The organism is Roseateles sp. GW823-FHT07B05, from assembly GCF_058794515.1.
In genome coordinates this window covers 343,792-362,202 of sequence record NZ_JBXAGX010000001.1, presented here as the reverse complement: position 1 = coordinate 362,202, position 18,411 = coordinate 343,792, and the positions used below count along the sequence as shown (strand labels likewise).

Annotated in this window: 15 protein-coding genes; 6 read left to right on the top strand and 9 right to left on the bottom strand. The window is 72.4% G+C overall.

Going from position 1 to position 18,411, the window contains the following annotated elements; translation table 11 throughout:
- Positions 1-6: 6 nt before the first annotated feature.
- On the top strand, positions 7-1,101 hold the full coding sequence (locus AC1Q7O_RS01580) for an efflux RND transporter periplasmic adaptor subunit (protein WP_492659238.1): 1,095 nt from the start codon (positions 7-9) through the stop codon (positions 1,099-1,101).
- Positions 1,102-1,111: 10 nt separating this feature from the next.
- Complete coding sequence (locus AC1Q7O_RS01575) at positions 1,112-4,198, top strand: efflux RND transporter permease subunit (RefSeq protein ID WP_492659239.1); 3,087 nt, start codon at positions 1,112-1,114, stop codon at positions 4,196-4,198.
- Positions 4,199-4,287: 89 nt separating this feature from the next.
- Here the strand turns inward: AC1Q7O_RS01575 and AC1Q7O_RS01570 are convergent, their stop codons facing one another.
- From AC1Q7O_RS01570 to hutC, 6 genes are all read right to left on the bottom strand, one after another.
- Complete coding sequence (locus AC1Q7O_RS01570; protein ID WP_492659240.1) at positions 4,288-5,841, bottom strand: methyl-accepting chemotaxis protein; 1,554 nt, start codon at positions 5,839-5,841, stop codon at positions 4,288-4,290.
- Positions 5,842-5,901: 60 nt separating this feature from the next.
- Entirely contained in the window at positions 5,902-7,287 is a 1,386-nt protein-coding gene (gene hutF / locus AC1Q7O_RS01565; RefSeq protein ID WP_492659241.1) for a formimidoylglutamate deiminase, read from the bottom strand.
- Positions 7,275-8,075 (bottom strand): N-formylglutamate deformylase, encoded by an 801-nt coding sequence (gene hutG / locus AC1Q7O_RS01560; RefSeq protein WP_492659242.1) that lies wholly within the window; start codon positions 8,073-8,075, stop codon positions 7,275-7,277. The genes hutF and hutG overlap by 13 nt, the downstream gene beginning before the upstream one ends.
- On the bottom strand, positions 8,072-9,244 hold the full coding sequence (hutI, locus tag AC1Q7O_RS01555; protein WP_492659243.1) for an imidazolonepropionase: 1,173 nt from the start codon (positions 9,242-9,244) through the stop codon (positions 8,072-8,074). Before hutI ends, hutG begins: the two co-directional genes overlap by 4 nt.
- Positions 9,241-9,789 (bottom strand): HutD/Ves family protein, encoded by a 549-nt coding sequence (locus AC1Q7O_RS01550; protein ID WP_394511394.1) that lies wholly within the window; start codon positions 9,787-9,789, stop codon positions 9,241-9,243. Before AC1Q7O_RS01550 ends, hutI begins: the two co-directional genes overlap by 4 nt.
- A 98-nt stretch (positions 9,790-9,887) precedes the next feature.
- Positions 9,888-10,607: a histidine utilization transcriptional repressor HutC gene (gene hutC / locus AC1Q7O_RS01545; protein ID WP_492659244.1), complete on the bottom strand. Its 720-nt coding sequence runs from the start codon at positions 10,605-10,607 to the stop codon at positions 9,888-9,890.
- A gap of 67 nt (positions 10,608-10,674) precedes the next feature.
- On the opposite strand from hutC, the gene hutU reads away from it, so the two are divergent.
- From hutU to AC1Q7O_RS01525, 4 genes are read left to right on the top strand one after another with little or no spacing between them, the layout of a single operon-like run.
- Positions 10,675-12,336, top strand: coding sequence for a urocanate hydratase (hutU, locus tag AC1Q7O_RS01540; protein ID WP_492659245.1), 1,662 nt, complete (start codon positions 10,675-10,677; stop codon positions 12,334-12,336).
- The gene (hutH, locus tag AC1Q7O_RS01535) at positions 12,333-13,838 is read left to right on the top strand and encodes a histidine ammonia-lyase (RefSeq protein WP_492659246.1); all 1,506 of its coding nucleotides are present in this window, start codon (positions 12,333-12,335) and stop codon (positions 13,836-13,838) included. The genes hutU and hutH overlap by 4 nt, the downstream gene beginning before the upstream one ends.
- 59 nt (positions 13,839-13,897) lie before the next feature.
- Positions 13,898-14,635: a hypothetical protein gene (locus tag AC1Q7O_RS01530; RefSeq protein ID WP_492659247.1), complete on the top strand. Its 738-nt coding sequence runs from the start codon at positions 13,898-13,900 to the stop codon at positions 14,633-14,635.
- Between the two features lie 38 nt (positions 14,636-14,673).
- Positions 14,674-15,870, top strand: coding sequence for an alpha/beta hydrolase (locus AC1Q7O_RS01525; RefSeq protein ID WP_492659248.1), 1,197 nt, complete (start codon positions 14,674-14,676; stop codon positions 15,868-15,870).
- On the opposite strand, the gene clsB is transcribed toward AC1Q7O_RS01525, so the two are convergent.
- From clsB to nudB, 3 genes are read right to left on the bottom strand one after another with little or no spacing between them, the layout of a single operon-like run.
- A complete protein-coding gene (gene clsB / locus AC1Q7O_RS01520) occupies positions 15,864-17,126 on the bottom strand; it encodes a cardiolipin synthase ClsB (RefSeq protein ID WP_492659249.1) in 1,263 nt (420 codons plus the stop codon). The genes AC1Q7O_RS01525 and clsB overlap by 7 nt on opposite strands.
- A complete protein-coding gene (locus tag AC1Q7O_RS01515; protein WP_492659250.1) occupies positions 17,123-17,911 on the bottom strand; it encodes an endonuclease/exonuclease/phosphatase family protein in 789 nt (262 codons plus the stop codon). The genes clsB and AC1Q7O_RS01515 overlap by 4 nt, the downstream gene beginning before the upstream one ends.
- A complete protein-coding gene (gene nudB, locus AC1Q7O_RS01510) occupies positions 17,908-18,381 on the bottom strand; it encodes a dihydroneopterin triphosphate diphosphatase (protein ID WP_492659251.1) in 474 nt (157 codons plus the stop codon). Before nudB ends, AC1Q7O_RS01515 begins: the two co-directional genes overlap by 4 nt.
- Positions 18,382-18,411 lie beyond the last annotated feature (30 nt).

Here is an 18,411-nt window from a genome sequence, read left to right as displayed (position 1 = left end):
CCCGCCATGAAGACCCGCATCCCCACCCTCCTCACCGCCACCCTGACGCTCGCGCTGGCCGCGGCCTTCGTCATCGCGCTGTCCGGCCCCGCCGAGGCGCAGCAGGCCGCCGCCAGCGCGGCGCCCAAGCCGGCGCTGACCGTCAAGCGCGTGCTGGCGCAGTCGGCCACGTGGCCGCAGACGCTGTCGGGCACCGGCTCCATCGCCGCGTGGCAGGACGTCGTCATCGGCGCCGAGATCGGCGGCCAGCGCCTGGCCCAGCTCAACGTCGACGTGGGCGACCGTGTGAAGAAAGGCCAGTTGCTGGCCCGCCTGAGCCCCGGCACGCTGGAAGCCGACCTGGCCGCGTCGAAGGCCGCGCTGCTGGAGGCCGAGGCCTCCGCGCGCGACGCCCACCTGACCGCCGAGCGCGTGAAGACGCTGCAGGGCAGCGACGCGCTGTCGCCGCAGGCCATCGACCAGGCGCTGGCCGCCGACGCCGCCGCGCAGGCCCGCGTCGCCGCCGCGAAGGCGCGGGTGCAGGCCGACCAGCTGCGCCTGTCGTACACGCAGATCACGGCGCCGGACGACGGCGTCATCAGCGCCCGCATCGCCACGCCCGGCGCGCTGGTGCAGCCGGGGCAGGAACTGTTCCGCCTGCAGCGCCAGGGCCGCCTGGAGTGGCGCGCCGAGGTGCCCGGGGCCGAGCTGGCGCAGCTGAAGGCCGGCCAGAAGGTGCGCGTGCAGCCCAGCGGTGCGCCGGCGCTGGAAGGCCGCGTCCGCCGCGTCGCGCCGCAGATCGACGCGCAGACGCGCAACGGCCTGGTCTACGTGGACCTGAAGGGCGGCGACGAGCTGCGCGCCGGCCTGTTCGCGCGCGGCGACTTCGTGCTCGGCGAGAGCGCCGCGCTGACGCTGCCGCAGAGCGCCGTGCTGCTGCGCGACGGCTTCAGCTACGTGTTCCGCATCGATGGCAGCAAGGTGCGCCAGCAGAAGGTGCAGATCGGCCGCCGCGAGGCCGACCGCGTCGAGGTGCGCTCGGGCCTGGCCGCGGGTGCCGCGGTCGTCGAGTCCGGCGTCGGCTTCCTGGCCGACGGCGACACCGTGCGCGTGGCCCAGTAAGGAGCGAACGATGTTCAATGTCTCCCGCTGGAGCATCGCCAACCCGGTGCCCGCCATCATGCTGTTCATCATGCTGACGGTGGCCGGCCTGTACGGCTTCAAGCAGATGAAGGTGCAGCAGTTCCCCGACATCGAGCTGCCCACCATCGTCGTCAGCGCGTCGCTGCCCGGCGCCGCGCCCGCGCAGATGGAAACCGAGGTGGCCCGCAAGATCGAGAACTCGATCGCCACCGTGCAGGGCGTCAAGCACATCTACACCAAGGTGCAGGACGGCATGGCCACGGTCACCGTGGAGTACCGCCTGGAGAAGCCGCTGCAGGAGGCGCAGGACGACACGCGCAACGCGGTGTCGCAGATCCGCGCCGACCTGCCGGCCGACCTGCGCGACCCGGTCATCACGAAGATGAACCTGTCGGGCATGCCCATCTTGACCTACACGGTCTCGTCCAGCACGATGGACGACGAGGCGCTGTCCTGGTTCGTCGACAACCAGGTCGCCAAGCGGCTGCTGGCCGTGCGCGGCGTGGGCTCGGTGTCGCGCGTGGGCGGCGTCAGCCGCGAGCTGCGCGTGGAGCTGGACCCGTCGCGCATGCTGGCGCTGGGCGTCACGGCGGCCGAGGTGTCGCGCCAGCTGAAGAACGTGCAGCAGGAAGCCCCCGGCGGCCGCGCGAAGCTGGGCGGCGCCGAGCAGTCGCTGCGCACCATCGCCACCGTGCAGAGCGCGGCCGAGCTGGCGGCGCTGGACATCCCGCTCGCCGACGGCCGCCACGTGCGGCTGGACCAGGTGGCCGCCGTCAGCGACACGCTGGCCGAACGCCGCGCCGGCGCCTTCCTGAACGGCAAGCCGGTGGTGGGCTTCGAGATCGTGCGCGCCAAGGGCGCTGGCGAGGTGGACGTGGCCGAGCGGCTGCGCGCCGCGCTGGAGGAGCTCAAGGCCGCGCACCCGGACATCACCGTCACCGAGGCCTTCAACTTCGTGGACCCGGTCATCGAGAACTACGACGGCAGCCTGTCGCTGCTGCTGGAGGGCGCCTTCCTGGCCGTGCTGGTGGTGTGGTTCTTCCTGCGCGACTGGCGCGCCACGCTGGTCAGCGCCGTCGCGCTGCCGCTGTCGGCCATCCCCGCCTTCCTCGTCATGCACTGGATGGGCTTCACGCTCAACGTCATCACGCTGCTGTCGCTGTCGCTCGTCATCGGCGTGCTGGTGGACGACGCCATCGTCGAGATCGAGAACATCATGCGGCACCTGACGATGGGCAAGACGCCGCTCGAAGCCGCCCGCGAGGCGGCAGACGAGATCGGCCTGGCCGTCATCGCCACCACGTTCACGCTGATCGCCGTGTTCCTGCCCACCGCGTTCATGAGCGGCGTGGTCGGCAAGTTCTTCGTGCAGTTCGGCTGGACGGCGGCCATCGCGGTGTTCTTCTCGCTGGTGGTGGCCCGCATGCTGACGCCGATGATGGCCGCCTACGTGCTGAAGGCGCCCAAGCGCCAGCACAAGGAGCCGTCGTGGATGCCCGCCTACCTGCGCGCCGCGCGCTGGGCGTTCACGCACAAGGGCAAGACGCTGGCCATCACGGCGGCCTTCAGCGTGGCCGCCTGCGCGCCGCTGTTCATGGGCAAGATCCCCGGCGCATTCATCCCGCCGGACGACCTGAGCCAGACGCAGATCAGCATCGAGCTGCCGCCCGGCAGCACCTATGAGGAAACCCGCGCGGCCGCCGAGCAGGCGCGCGCGGCTGCCGCCTCGCACCCGCACGTGAAGCTCATCTACACGGCGGTCGGCGGCGGCAGTGCCGGCGGCGACCCGTTCGCGATGGGCGGCGCGCCGGAGGCCCGCAAGGCCACGCTGACGCTGAACCTGACACCCCGCAAGGAACGCAGCGGCACCAGCAAGCAGCAAATCGAGCGCGAGCTGCGCGAGAAGCTGGAGAGCATTGCCGGCGCGCGCATCAAGGTGTCGTTCGGCGGCTCCAACGAGAAGTACCAGTTGGTGCTGGCCGGCGAGGAAGGCGACGCCCTCGCGGCCCACGCCGCCAAGGTGGAGCAGGAGCTGCGCGGGCTGCCCGGCATCGGCCAGGTGACCAGCAGCTCCAGCCTGCAGCGCCCCGAACTCATCGTGCGGCCGGACGCCGCCCGCGCCGCCGACCTGGGCGTCAGCACCGCGGCGATTGCCGACACGCTGCGCATCGCGACGGCGGGCGACTACGACCAGCTGCTGCCCAAGCTCAACCTCAGCCAGCGCCAGGTGCCCATCGTCGTGCGCCTGCCCGACGCGGCCCGCACCGACCTCGCGCTGCTGGGCGAGCTGACCGTGCCCGGCTCCCGCGGCCCGGTGCCCGTGCGCCAGGTGGCCGAGCTGAGCCTGACCAGCGGCCCGGCACAGATCGACCGTTTCGACCGGCTGCGCAACGTCAACTTCGAGATCGAGCTGAACGGCCAGCCGCTGTCCGAGGTGCAGGCCGCCGCCAGCAAGCTGCCCAGCATCGCCACGCTGCCGCCGGGCATCACCAAGGCCGAGGTGGGCGACGCCGAGGCCTTCGCCGAGCTGGGCCAGGGCTTCGCGCTGGCCATGGGCACGGGTGTCGCCTGCATCTACATCGTGCTGGTGCTGCTGTTCCACGCGTGGGTGCAGCCGGTCACCATCCTGGGTGCGCTGGTGCTGTCCATCCCGGGCGCCATCCTGGCGCTGTTCGTGACCGGCACGGACCTGTCCATGCCGGCCATGATCGGCATGATCATGCTGATGGGCATCGCGACGAAGAACTCCATCCTGCTGGTGGAGTACGCCATCGTCGCGCAGCGCGAGCAGGGCCTCTCAAGGCTGGACGCGCTGCTGGACGCCTGCCACAAGCGCGCGCGGCCCATCGTCATGACGACGCTGGCCATGGGCGCCGGCATGCTCCCCATCGCGTTGGGCTTCGGCACCGACCCGAGCTTCCGCGCCCCGATGGCCATCGTCGTCATCGGCGGGCTCATCACCAGCACCTTCCTGAGCCTGCTGGTGATCCCGGTGCTCTACGAGGTGGTGGACGACTTCATCCAGCGCTTCACGCGCAGGAAGGCGAAGGTGCACGAAGCACCGGCCTCGGTCTGACGCCCCTCGGCACCGCCACCGGTGCCTGAACCTTGAACTGCCGTCCTCTGCGACGGCAGTTCTGTTGGCAGGCCGCGCGAATCCGCCGCTCAGCCCAGCCGGAACACCGCCACCGACCGCGCCAGCTCGTCGGCCTGCTGCTGCAGGCTGACGGCGGCCGCGGCGGATTCCTCCACCAGCGCGGCGTTCTGCTGGGTCATCTGGTCCAGGCCCGCGATGGCTTGGCCGATCTGGCCGATGCCGGTGCTCTGCTCGCCGGTGGCCAGGCTGATCTCCGACACGATGTGGCTGACGCGGGCGATGGCGTCGATGATCTCGCGCATGGTTTCGCCGGCGCGGCCGACCAGGGCGGCACCGTTCTCGACGTTCTCGCCGCTCTGCGTGATGAGCGCCTTGATCTCCTTGGCGGCCTCGGCCGAACGCTGCGCCAGCGTGCGCACCTCGCCGGCCACGACGGCGAAGCCGCGGCCCTGCTCGCCCGCCCGCGCGGCCTCCACCGCGGCATTGAGCGCCAGGATGTTGGTCTGGAACGCGATGCCGTCGATGACCGAGATGATGTCGGCGATCTTGGCCGACGACGCGCTGATGCGGCCCATCGTCTCGACCACCTCGTCCACGACGCCGCCGCCGCGGCGCGCCACCACCGTCGCGTCGCTGGCCAGCTGCTGCGCCTGCCGCGCCGACTCGGCGTTGTGCGTGACGCTGGCCGTCAGCTCCTCCATCGCCGACGCCGTCTCCTGCAGGTTGGACGCCGCCTGCTCGGTGCGGTTGCTGAGGTCCTGGCTGCCCGTGGCCACCTCGCGCGACGCGTTGGCGATGTTGTCGGTGCTCTGGCGCACGCCGGAGACGACGGTGACCAGCGAGGCCTGCATGCCCTGCACGCCGCGCATGACGGCGGCCGTCTCGTCGCTGCCGTCCACGCGCACCGCGTGGCTGAGGTCGTGCCCGGCGATGCGCTCGGCCGCCTTCACGGCCTGCGACAGCGGCGCCAGGATGGAGCGGATGTTGACCACCGTGTAGCCCGCCAGCAGCAGCACCGCGACGACGACCACCAGCGTCAGGTTGCGGCGGATGACCTGCTCGTTCTCCCCCAGCAGCTTCACCTGCTGGGCGGAGTTCTGGTCGACCTTCTCGGTCATCTCGGCCAGCGCCTTGTCCACCGCGCGCACCGGCGCCTTGACGGGCTCCATCGCCTGGTTGGCCGCCGCGGTGTCGGCGAACTCACCTTTGGCAACGCGCGCCTGGATGCCGCCGAAGCCCGTGCGGTAGTCCTGCAGCGCCTGCTTCAGTTCGGCCGGCATGCGCTTCACGTCGGGCGGCACGTCGAGCTGGCTGATCTTGTCGAGGCTGGTGGAGACCTTGTCGAAGGTGTCTTCCCAGTCCTTGCGGTAGCGCTCCACGGCCTTGGGATCGGCCAGGTTGATGAGCAGGTCCTTCTCGTAGCGCCGCAGGTTGCCCACACCGGCACGGATGCCGGCCAGCTGCGTCAGCGACTCGACGTCGTTGCCGACGTAGTGGGAGAACCGGTCGTTGGACTGCGACAGGCTGTACAGCCCCTGCAGACCGACGATCAACAGGCCCAGCACCGCCAGCGCCGCCAGCGCGAGCAGCCGCGCCTTGATCGTGAAATCGCTCAGCTTCATCGCCACTCCCTCACGAGGTTGTGGCGGGAGCCTAGTCTTTTGCCGCCGGACCGCCAAGCCTCAGGCTTGCGGGTTGCCTTCTGGGCGCCACAGCTCTCGCATCGTCGCCTCGAACGCATCACCGACGCGCTGCGGCGCCCGCCAGGGCCGTGCCCGCCCGGCCACCCAGACCGACTGCCACGGCGAGCCGTTGCTGCCGAACACGACGGCGTCCAGCAGGTGCTCGTCCGGCACGCCGCGCAGCCCGTCGGCTTCGCGGTTGAGCACCAGCGCGTCGGCGCGCGCGCCGGGCGTCAGGCCCCAGGCCGTGAAGCCGGCCGCGCGGGCGCCGCCCTGCACGGCCGCGTCGAACAGCCGCGCCGCGCTGGACGGCTGGCTGCCCGGCAGCGACGCGATGTTGCGCTGCCGGTGCAGCAGCCGCTGGCCGTACTCCAGCCAGCGCAGCTCCTCCACCCAGCCACGCGTGACCTGGCTGTCGGAGCCCACCGTCAGCGCCGCGTTGTTGTGCAGCCAGCGCGGCAGATCGGCGAAGCCGTCGCCCAGGTTGGCCTCGGTGCCCGGGCAGATGACGATGCCGGCGCCGCTGAGCGCCACGGCCTCGATCTCGGCCGGCTCCGCGTGCGTCGCATGCACCAGCTGCCAGCGCGGGTCCAGGCGGCCATGCTCGGCCAGCCATTGCAGCGGGCGCAGGCCGGTGGCGCGCAGGCAGTCGGCCACCTCTGCCGTCTGCTCGGCCACATGGATGTGGATGGGCAGGTCGGCGCTGCCCACCAGGCTCAGCAGCCGCGCGATGTCGGCCGGCGACGCGCCGCGCAGCGAGTGCAGCGCCACGCCGGCGTTCACGCGCGGCAGGCCCGCGGCGTTGACGCGCTGGCAGGCGCGCCAGGCCCAGTCGGCATCCGCGGCGAAGCGGTGCTGGTCGGGCCGCAGCCCGGCGGCGTCGAAGCCGCTGCGCGTGTAGACGACAGGCAGCAGCGTCAGGCCGATGCCGGTGTCCTCGGCCGCGGCGGCCAGCGCCCAGGCCATGTCCAGCTCGTCGTCGAAGTCCTGCCCGTGCGCCGGGTGGTGCAGGTAGTGGAACTCGCAGACCTGCGTGTAGCCGCCGCGCAGCAGCTCGGCATAGAGCTGGCTGGCCACCGCCCGCAATTGGTGCGGCGAGATGCGCAGCGCAAGCGCATACATGCGGTCGCGCCAGCTCCAGAAATCGTCCTCGCCGGCCTCGCGGCGCTCGGCCAGGCCCACGAAGGCGCGCTGGAAGGCGTGGCTGTGCGCGTTGACGAGGCTGGGAATGACCGGCCCGGCCAGCAGCTCGGCCTCGGGCGGTGCGGTGGTGTTGACGCTGATCTCGGACCAGTGGCCGGTGGCGTCCACGGTCAGCAGCACGTCGCGCTGCCAGCCGCCATGCACCCAGGCGAGCGGGGCGTGCAGCTTCTTCAGGCCGGGCATGCCAGCATCTCCCTGAGCAGTTGTTCGATCAGCGGCGCCACCGCGGCGGCGGCGGCCTCGTCGTAGGCGTCGCGCGGGTCCCGCGCCTCGTCCATGTAGCAGCGCTGGCACATCTCCAGCTGCACGGCGTGCACGCCCTCGCCCGGCCGGCCGTAGTGGCGCGTGATGTAGCCGCCCTTGAAGCGGCCGTTGACGACATGGCTGTGGCGCTGCTGGCCCGCCAGCAGCTCGCCAAGACGCTGGGTGATGGCCGGCGCGCAGGACGCGCCGTCGGCCGTGCCGAGGTTGAGCGCCGGCAGCTGGCCGTCGAACAGCCACGGCAGCTCCGAGCGGATGCTGTGGCCGTCGAACAGCAGCGCGCGGCCGTGCTCGGCGTGCAGGCGCTGCAGCTCGGCGGCCAGCGCGTCGTGGTACGGGCGCCAGCAGGCCTCGCGGCGCGCGGCGATCTCCAGCGCATCGGGCTCGGCACCGTCGCGGTACAGCGGCTCGCTGGTGAAGAAATGCGTGGGCACCAGGCCGGTGCCTCCCGACGCACCGGGGTACAGCGGCCGGTCGTCGGGTGGGCGGTTCAGGTCGATGACGTAGCGGCTGTAGCGCGGCACGATGAGGCTGGCGCCCAGCGCCTCGGCGATGGGGCGGTACAGCCGCTCCAGGTGCCAGTCGGTGTCCTCGCTGGCGAGCGCGCGCGGCACCAGGCGGCCGGCCAGCTCGGGCGGGATGTCGGTGCCCACGTGCGGCAGGCTGATCAGCAGCGGCACGCGGCCGCGCTGCAGTTGGAAGACGCTCATGAAACTCCCTGGAACACCCGCTCTGTCAGCGGGTTATGCCCGAAGCATGCGGCCAGCTCGCGCGGGTGTCCAGCGTCCCAGACACAGAAGTCGGCACGCTGCCCGGCAACCAGTCGGCCGCGGTCGCGCAGGCCCAGCGCGCGGGCGCCGTTCACGGTCAGGCCGCGCAGCGCCTCCTCGGGCGTCAGCCGGAACAGCACGCAGGCCATGTTCAGCATCAGCAGCGGCGACAGCGTCGGCGAGCTGCCGGGGTTGTGGTCGGTGGCAAGGGCAATAGGCACGCCGGCCTCGCGCAGCGCCGCGATGGGCGGCAGCTGCGTCTCTCGCAGCGCGTAGAACGCGCCGGGCAGCAGCACGGCCACCGTGCCGGCCTCGGCCATGGCCTGCACGCCGGCGGGGCTGACGAACTCGAGGTGGTCGCAGCTCAGCGCGCGGTAGCCGGCGGCGAGCTGCGCACCGCCCTGGTCGCTCAACTGCTCGGCGTGCAGCTTGACGGGCAGGCCCAGCGCCTTCGCCACGTCGAACACGCGCCGCACCTGCGCCGGGCTGAAGGCGATGTGTTCGCAGAAGGCGTCCACCGCGTCCACCAGGCCTTGCGCGTGCAGCGCGGGCAGCCAGTCGCAGACGGCCGTGATGTAGGCGTCGGCATCGCTGAACTCGGGCGGCAACGCGTGGGCGGCGAGGTAGGTGGTGCGCACGTCCACACCGGTCAGCTGGCGCGCGACGCGCAGCATGCGCGCCTCGGTGGCGGCATCCAGCCCGTAACCGGACTTGACCTCCAGCGTCGTCACGCCCTCACGCGTCAATGCCAGCGCGCGCTTGGCAGCGCCGGCCAGCAGTTCGGCCTCGGTGGCGGCACGCGTGGCCGCCACCGTCGAGCGGATGCCACCGCCGGCCTTGGCGATGTCGGCGTAGCTCGCGCCGTGCAGCCGCTGCTCGAACTCGTTCGCGCGGTTGCCGCCGTAGACGAGGTGCGTGTGGCAGTCCACCAGCCCCGGCGTGACGAGCGCGCCGTGCAGCTCGACAACCTCGTCGGCCGGCGGCGCCTCGGCACTGGGGCCGACCCAGCGCAGCACGCCGCCATCCACCAGCAGCGCGCCGTCGTCAATGAGGCCCCAGCCGCTGTCGCCGGCCAGCGTGGCCAGCCGCCCCCCTCGCCACAACTTCATTCACCGCTCCACGTCAGCCACCACGCATGGCTGCCCGTCGCGTCGGGCCCGGTGAACACGCAGCTCTGCGCGGCCGGCGCCTCGCACCAGGCCAGCGTCAGCGGCGCCAGCGGCATCGCGCGGTGGCCGTGCTCCAGCAGGCCGCCCTCCACGGTGAACAGGCCCACCCACGGCGTGCGCGGCAGCAGCACGTGGCTGGCCGGCTCCACCTCCAGGTTGCCGCGGCGCTCCATGACATTGAACACGTCCGTCTCGCCGCGAATCAGCGCCGCCTCGGGAGCCAGGCCGCCGTCGAAGCGCAACGGCTCGTCGCCGATGCTCTGCGGCCAGTCGAACAGCCGCAGCCCTGCGCCGCCGATGACGGCCAGCCAGCGGTGCACGCCGGGGAAGGCCGAAAACGGCCCGTCACGGCTCACGCGAGCCACGCTGATGCGCAGCGCCCAGTCGTGCGCATGCGGCCAGGCGAGCAGCTCGCGCGTCGTGCCGCCCTGGTTCTTCCAGGCCTGCGGCTGCACATCCGCCGCGCTGACCTTGCTCCAACTCATGTTCTCACCCTTGCATTGGGGCCGCGGTGCCAACACCGCCGCCCTTGGCCCTGCTCTGCAGGGAACTGCGCATTCTCCGCAGCTCCCGGCGGCAAAGCTCATGCCGAGAAGCTCCCTTGCAATTGGTAACGTGCACCCGGGTGGGTCAGTTTCACGGAGGTTACCGCCACGCCGCGGCTGTAGGTGATGCGCTTGACGACCAGGCAGGGGTCGCGGCGGCTGATGCCCAGCAGCTTGGCCTCCACCTCGCCGGGCAGCGCCGCCTCGATCATGTAGCGCGCCTCCGACAGCGGCGCCACGTCCAGCAGGTAGTGCGTGGGCGTGACGCGCGTGAAGTCCTGCTGCAGGTAGTCCGGCGCGCAGGCCGGGTTGACGGCACGCTCCTCGCACTGGATGGCGTGGCCGTTCTCCAGGTGCACGATGAGGCTGAGGAACACCGGCGCGCCGCGCTTCAAGCCCAGCTCGGCCGCCTGCTGCGGCGAGGCCTTGCCGCGCAGCAGCGCGTGCACGCGCGCCTCGTGCTGCCCGCCGCGCTCCAGGATTTCCTCGTGAACATCGCGCACGTTCAGCGTGCTGGAGATGCGGTGCAGCTGCGCGACGAAGCTGCCCACGCCCTGCACGCGCTCGATCAGCCCCTCCTGCACCAGCTCGCGCAGCGCGCGGTTCACGGTCATGCGGCTGACCTCGAACTGCACCACCAGCGCGCCCTCGCTGGGCAGCAGGTCGCCGGCCACCCAGTGGCCGCTGGCGATGCCTTCGCGCAGATGGTTCTTGACCTTGAGGTACTGGGGTTCGGGGCTGGATGCGGTTCTGGCCATGGGCGGCATGCTAGTTGACTTGACTTGTATAGACAACTAGAGTCCGCTCCGCTTTTAAGGAGTTCAGATGACCGCCCTGCCCCGCCCCGTCAAGGCGCCCACCGGCACGCAACTCAGCTGCAAGAGCTGGCTGACCGAGGCTGCTTACCGCATGCTGCAGAACAACCTCGACCCCGCCGTGGCCGAGAACCCGGACGCGCTGGTCGTCTACGGCGGCATCGGCAAGGCGGCGCGCAACTGGGACGCGTTCGACGCCATCCTCAAGTCGCTGCGCGAGCTGGGCGACGACGAGACGCTGCTGGTGCAGTCCGGCAAGCCGGTGGGCGTGTTCCGCACGCATCCCGATGCGCCACGCGTCTTGCTGGCGAACTCCAACCTGGTTCCGGCCTGGGCCACGTGGGAGCACTTCCACGAGCTGGATCGCAAGGGCCTGATGATGTACGGCCAGATGACGGCCGGCAGCTGGATCTACATCGGCAGCCAGGGCATCGTGCAGGGCACCTACGAGACCTTCGCCGAAGCCGCGCGCCAGCACTACGGCGGCGTGGCCGCTGGCCGCTGGATCCTGACGGCCGGCCTGGGCGGCATGGGCGGCGCGCAGCCGCTGGCCGCCACGTTCGCGGGTTTCTGCTCGCTGAACATCGAGTGCCAGCAGAGCCGCATCGACTTCCGCCTGAAGACGCGCTACGTGGACGAGCAGGCCACCGACCTGGACGACGCGCTGGCCCGCATAGCGAAGTACACGGCCGCCGGCGAGGCCAGGTCCATCGCGCTGCTGGGCAACGCGGCCGACGTGCTGCCGGAGCTGGTGACGCGCGGCGTGAAGCCCGATCTGGTGACCGACCAGACCAGCGCCCACGACCTCATCCACGGCTACTGCCCGCCGGGCTGGCGCGTCGAGCAGTGGAAGGCCGCCGCCAGCGACCCGGCCCGCCACGCTGAACTGAAGGCCGCGGCCGCCGCCGGCTGCGCCACGCATGTGAAGGCGATGCTGGCCTTCAAGGCGCAAGGCATCCCCACGGTGGACTACGGCAACAACATCCGCCAGGTCGCCAAGGATCAGGGCGTCACCAACGCGTTCGACTTCCCCGGCTTCGTGCCCGCGTACGTGCGGCCACTGTTCTGCGAGGGCAAGGGCCCGTTCCGCTGGGTGGCGCTGTCGGGCGACCCCGAGGACATCCGCAAGACGGACGCCAAGCTGAAGGAACTCTTCCCGCAGCACGCGGCGCTGCACCGCTGGCTGGACATGGCCGCCGAGCGCATCGCCTTCCAGGGCCTGCCGGCGCGCATCTGCTGGCTGGGCCTGGGTGAGCGCCACCTCGCCGGCCTGGCCTTCAACGAGATGGTGAAGACCGGCGAGCTGAAGGCGCCCATCGTCATCGGCCGTGACCACCTGGACAGCGGCTCCGTCGCCAGCCCCAACCGCGAGACCGAGGGCATGCAGGACGGCTCGGACGCCGTCTCCGACTGGCCGCTGCTGAACGCGCTGCTGAACACCGCCGGCGGGGCCACCTGGGTGAGCCTGCACCACGGCGGCGGCGTGGGCATGGGCTACTCGCAGCACTCGGGCGTCGTCATCGTGGCCGACGGCACCGACGCCGCCGCGCAACGCCTGTCGCGCGTGCTGTGGAACGACCCGGCCACCGGCGTCATGCGCCATGCCGACGCCGGCTACCCGTCCGCCGCGGACTGCGCCCGCAAGAACGAACTGAACCTCCCCTCGCTATGAAACTCATCCCCGGACACCTGACCCTCGCCCAGCTCGCCGACATCGCCGCCGGCCGCGCCGAGCTGCAGCTCGACGACTGGACGGCCGTCGACCAGAGCGCCGCGCTCGTCGCCGCGGCGGCCGCGGGCGATGCGCCGGTCTACGGCGTCAACACCGGCTTCGGCAAGCTGGCCAGCACGCGCATCGCCAAGGACCAGCTCGCCGCGCTGCAGCTCAACCTCATTCGCAGCCATTCGGTGGGTGTCGGCGCACCGATGAGCCCGGAGGTCGTACGGCTGATGCTGGCCACCAAGGCCGGCAGCCTGGCGCGCGGGTTCTCGGGCGTGCGCCGCGTCGTCGTGCAGTCGCTGCTGGACGCGTTCAACGCCGGCTTCATTCCCTATGTGCCCGAGAAGGGCTCCGTCGGCGCCAGCGGCGACCTGGCCCCGCTGGCCCACCTGACGCTGGCACTGATGGGCGAAGGCGAGGCGCTGGTGAAGGGCCAGCGCGTGTCGGCCCGCGACGAGCTGGCCCGCCTGGGCCTCGCGCCGCTGACGCTGGCCGCCAAGGAAGGCCTGGCCCTCATCAACGGCACGCAGGCCAGCACCGCGCTGGCGCTGCATGCGCTGATCCGCTTCGAGGGCCTGTTCGCGACGGCGCTGGCCAGTGGCGCGATGACGCTGGACGCCGCCCGCGGCAGCGACGGCCCGTTCGACGCGCGCATCCACGCCGTGCGCGGCCAGCCAGGCCAGATGGAGGTGGCCGCCATCTACCGCGAGCTGGCCGCCGGCAGCGCCATTCGCGCCAGCCACCGCGAGGGCGACGAGCGCGTGCAGGACCCGTACTGCCTGCGCTGCCAGCCGCAGGTCATGGGCGCCTGCCTGGACCAGGCCCGCCACGCAGCACAGGTGCTGGTGCGCGAGGCCAATGCGGTGACCGACAACCCGCTGGTGTTCGAGGACACGATGATCTCCGGCGGCAACTTCCACGCCGAGCCGGTGGCCTTCGCGGCCGACAACCTGGCGCTGGCCATCGCCGAGGTCGGCGCCATCGCCGAGCGCCGCATCGCGATGCTCATCGACCCCGGCATCTCGCGCCTGCCGCCGTTCCTGACGGCCGACGCCGGCCTGCACAGCGGCTTCATGATCGCCCACGTGACGGCCGCCGCGCTGGCCAGCGAGAACAAGAGCCTGGCCCACCCGGCCAGCGTCGACAGCCTGCCCACCAGCGCCAACCAGGAAGACCACGTCTCCATGGCCACGTTCGCCGCGCGCCGCCTGCACGCGATGCTGGACAACACGGCCCACATCGTCGCCATCGAGCTGCTGGCGGCCGCGCAGGGCATCGACTTCCTGCGCCCGCTGCGCAGCTCGGCGCCGGTGGAGGCGCTGCACCAGCGCCTGCGCGCCGACTGCGCGAGCATGCCGGCCGACCACTACCTCGCGCCGGACATCGAGCGCGCGACGGCGCTGGTGCAGGCGGGCGCGCTGGCCGCCCCCGGCGCCCCGCACCTGGAGGGTTGAACGCGCGGGCGCGGCCCGGCCTGCCAGCGCAGAATCGGGGCGCCCCGTGCTGTCCCACCATGCTGCGCCGCGCCCTTCCCGCCGTGCTGGCCGCCCTGGCCGGCTGGGCAATGCCCGCGCTTGCCGAAGAGGGCCCCATGACCGTGCAGCACATCCCGCTGCCCGGCGGCGGGCCCGATGGCACGCCCGCGCTGCCGATGGCCGGTCGCACCACCGTGTGGGCCCACCGCGCGGGCCTGGCGCTGCGCTGGGAGGCGGTGCCCTTCAAGCGCAGCCTGCAGGAACTGGAACGCAACCAGCGGCCGCTGTGCGTGCTGGGCGTGTTCGACACCGTCGAGCGCCGCCGCTTCGCGCGCTTCTCGCTGCCCATCCACCGGGAGGATCAGCAGGTGTTTCTCGCCGCCCGGCGTGCGGCGCCGGCGCTGCGTGCGCTGCCCGACGCGCGCGCGGCGCTGCTGGCGCCGCAGCTGAAGCTGCTGGTCTACGACGGCGTGGCCTACGGCGGGCCGCTGGACGCCTGGATCGCCGAGCGCCAGCCGCCCCCCGTGCGGGTCAGCGCGGCAACGGCACGCCTGGCGACGATGCTGGCGCGCGGCCATGCCGACTTCGCGATCAGCGTGGCCGCCGAGCTGCGCGAGATGCAGGCGCGCGGCGTGCCGGACGCGGGCGAGCTGGAGGCGGTGCTGCTGCCCGGCATGCCCACGCCGCCCCGGCGCCACCTCGCCTGCAGCCTGAAGGTGTCACCCGACTGGCTGCGCCGTTTCGACGCCGCCGTGCGCGCCGACCCGCCGCCATGACGGACGGCAGTGCGCGGCCGGCCGCCTACGCTTGCGCGATGCGCGCCCTCATCACCACCCTGCTCCTGGCCACGCTGGCCACCGGCGCCGCCGCCGACACCACGCTGGTCTTCGACGTCGACCTGCGCAACGAGATCGCCGCCGGCCGCTTCGACCCGGCCCGCGACCGCCTGGGCCTGCGTGGCGCCGCGGCACCGCTGTCGTGGGACCGGCCGCTGCTGGCCGCGCCGGGCCCGGTGCCGGGCCACTACGCGCTGCGGCTGACGCTGCCGGACGACGCCACCGGCGGCCAGCCGCTGGCCTACAAGTTCCGCATCGAACGCGGCGCCGGGCAGCCCGGCGACGACGGCTGGGAGCCGGGCCGCAACCACGCGCTGCTGCTGGCCGGCGGCGAGCAGCACGTGGCCCGCGCGTTCGGCGCCGCGCCGGCGCAAGTGCCGCCGTCGCGCACGGGCCGCATCGAGCGGCTGGGCGTCGTCGCCTCGGCCCACGTGCAGCCGCGCGATGTGCAGGTCTGGCTGCCGCCCGGCTACGAACGCGACACCGACGCTCGCTACCCGGTGCTGTACCTGCATGACGGCCAGAACGTGTTCGACGCGCAGGCCGCCGGCGCCGAATGGCAGGTGGACGAGGCGGCGCAGCGCGGCGTCGGCGAGGGGCGGCTGCGGCCGTTCATCGTCGTCGCCGTGGCCAGCACCGCGTCGCGCACGCTGGACTACACGCCGTCGGCCATGCAGGTTCCTGCTGAGCGGCTGGGCCGCGCTGCTGCCGAGCGCCAGGGCGGCGGGCTGCCGGCCTATGCGCGCTTTCTCGTCGAGGAGCTCAAGCCGGCCATCGACGCGCGTTTCCGCACCCGCCCCGACGCGGCGAGCACGGCCGTGGGCGGGTCGTCCTTCGGCGGGCTGGCGTCGCTGTGGCTGGCGCTGCACCACGCCGACACTTTCGGCGCGGCGCTGGTGGTGTCACCGTCCGTCTGGTGGGACGACCGCTTCGTGCTGCGCGACGCGGCGGCTGCCGCGCCGCCCAGCCGGCCGCGGCTGTGGGTGGACATGGGCGGCCAGGAGGGCGAGCAGGCTGTGGTGCTGGCGCGCGAGCTGACGCAGCGCCTGCGCGAGCGCGGCTGGACGGGCGAGCGGCTGCGCTTCGTCGAGGACCCGCGCGGCAGCCACGACGAGGCCAGCTGGGCGCGGCGCGTGCCGGCGATGCTGGACTTCCTGTACGGCCGCGCTCAGTAGCGCCCGGCGGCGCCGGCGATGCGCAGGAAGACGTAGGCGAACCACACCACCACCGCGCGGTGCACCAGTGCGCGCAGGCCCTTGCCGGCACGCTCGCCGACGCGGCTGGAGGCCTGCAGCGCCGCCTCGATCTCGCCCGCCAGCCGCGCCGCGAAGCTGCCGTCCAGCACCACGACGTTGGCCTCCAGGTTGACCAGCAGCGACAGCGGGTCGATGTTGGAGCTGCCCACCGTGGCCCAGTGTCCGTCCACCACGGCGACCTTGGCGTGCAGGAAGGCCGGCGTGTACTCGTAGATCTCGATGCCGTGGCGCAGCAGGTCGGCGTACAGCGCCTCGGCGGCCCAGCCGGCCAGCTGGTAGTCCAGCTTGCCCTGCAGCAGCAGCCGCACGCGCACACCGCGGTCCGCCGCGCCGCGCAGCGCCTGACGGATGCGCTGGCCCGGGTAGAAGTAGGGGCAGACGATGTCCACGCTGCGTTGCGCGTTGCGGATCGCATCGGCATAGGCGTGCTCGATGGTGCGGCGCCGGCGCAGGTTGTCGCGCAGCACGAAGGCCGCGCAGACGGGCGCCAGCCGCGGCAGCGCCTCGGGCAGGCGCTGCGGGCCGCGCCACAGCTGCGAGAGCCACAGGCCGAAGCGGCGGCGCAGCGGCACGTAGTCCAGCAGCGCGTCGTCGAAGTCCCGCCCCAGCCAGGCGCGCGACCAGATGGAGCGCACGCTCCGCGCCACCTCGTCCACCAGCCCGCCGGTCAGGTGCACGGCGAAGTCCAGCCGCGGCAGGTCGCTGGCGCCGTGGCGCAGGTCGATGCGGTCGTCGATGACGTTGATGCCGCCAACGAAGGCATGTTCGTTGTCGACGACGCACAGCTTCTGGTGCAGCCGGCGCAGCTGGCCGCGCTGGAACCAGCGCCACCAGCGGTCCATGGGCCGGAACACGGCCAGCGCAACGCCGCTGCCGGCGAAGCGCTGGCGCAGCGCAGCCAGGCTGGCGTTGCTACCGAAGCCGTCCACCACCAGCCGCACGCGCACACCGCGCCGGTCCGCCGCCAGCAGCGTATCGGCCAGCGCCATCGCCGTCGCGTCGTCATGAAAGATGTAGGTGGCCAGCCAGACCTCGCTGCGCGCCTGGCGGATGGCCGCCTGCATGCGTGGAAACAGCTGGTCGCCGCCGCGCAGCAGCTCCACCTCGTTGCCGCCGACGAAGCCGGTGTCGGCGGCGCGCTGCCGGCGCCGCTGTCGCGCGAACAGTCGCTTCATTCCAAGGTCAGCTCCACCACCAGCGGCAGGTGGTCCGACATGCGCGCCCAGCTCGGGCCGCGCGGCACCTGCACGCCCGTGCAGCGCAGGCCGCGCGTGTAGACCCGGTCCAGCGCGAACACCGGCAGCCGTGACGGGAAGGTGGCCGCACGCGCGCGGCCGGTGGGCGTGGCCGCGCGGCGCAGGCCGTGGGCCCGCATGGCCGTGTCCAGCCGCTCGCCCCAGTCGTTGAAGTCGCCCGCCACCAGCACCGGCGCGCCCTCGGGCACGTGGTCGCGCACGAACACGGCCAGCCGTTCGACCTGGCGCACGCGGCTGGCGTGGATGAGCCCGAAATGCGCGACGACCACATGCACCACGCCGCCCCGCCAATGCACCGGCACATGCAGCAGGCCACGCTGCTCGAAGGCGTGGTCGGACACGTCGTGATGCCCGACGTCACCGATCGGCCAGCGCGACAGCAGCGCGTTGCCGTGCTCGCCGTACTTCGTCGTCGCGTTGGTGCGGTAGGCCACCTCGTAGCCCTCGGGCGCCAGGAACTCGGCCTGCCCCTTCTCTGGCCAGCCGAACCAGGTGCGGTCGAAGTAGGCCGCCTCGCGGTGGTGGAACAGCCGCACCTCCTGCAGGCAGACGAGGTCGGCGTCCAGCGCCTCCACGCCCATCTGCAGGTTGTGGATCTCCAGCCGCCTGACGGGCCCCAGCCCGCGCACGCCCTTGTGGATGTTGTACGTGGCGACGCGCAGCACGTCGCCGGGGGCATGCGGGGAGAGGCGCGTGGGGCTCATGGCGTGGGCAGCGCGGCGAAGCGCGGCAACTGCAGCACCGCCTCGGCGTTGGACGGCGAGAAGCAGCGGTCGGCCGCCTCATGCCAGGGCAGCCATTGCCAGGCCAGGTGCTCGCGCGGCGCCAGCGTCGGCGTCAGCGGCGCGGGCAGCTGCAGGCCGAAGACGTGTTCGGTATTGCGCGTGACGCCCGGCGCATAGCGGTGCCGCCAGTGCGGGTAGATCTCGTAGACGTTGGCGAGTTGCCAGTCGCGCAGCTCGGCCCCCAGCGCGACGATGTCGAAGCCCGTCTCCTCCAGCACCTCGCGGCGCGCCGTCTCGGCCACCGGCTCGTCGGGCGCGTCCTTGGAGCCGGTGACGCTCTGCCAGTAGCCGGGGTGGTCGGCGCGCTCGATGAGCAGCACCTGCAGGTCCGGCGTGTGGATGACGACGAGGACCGATTCGGGAATCTTGAAAGGCTTGGCCGACTGCATGCTTCCAGCATAGCCGCGCAGATGCGACCT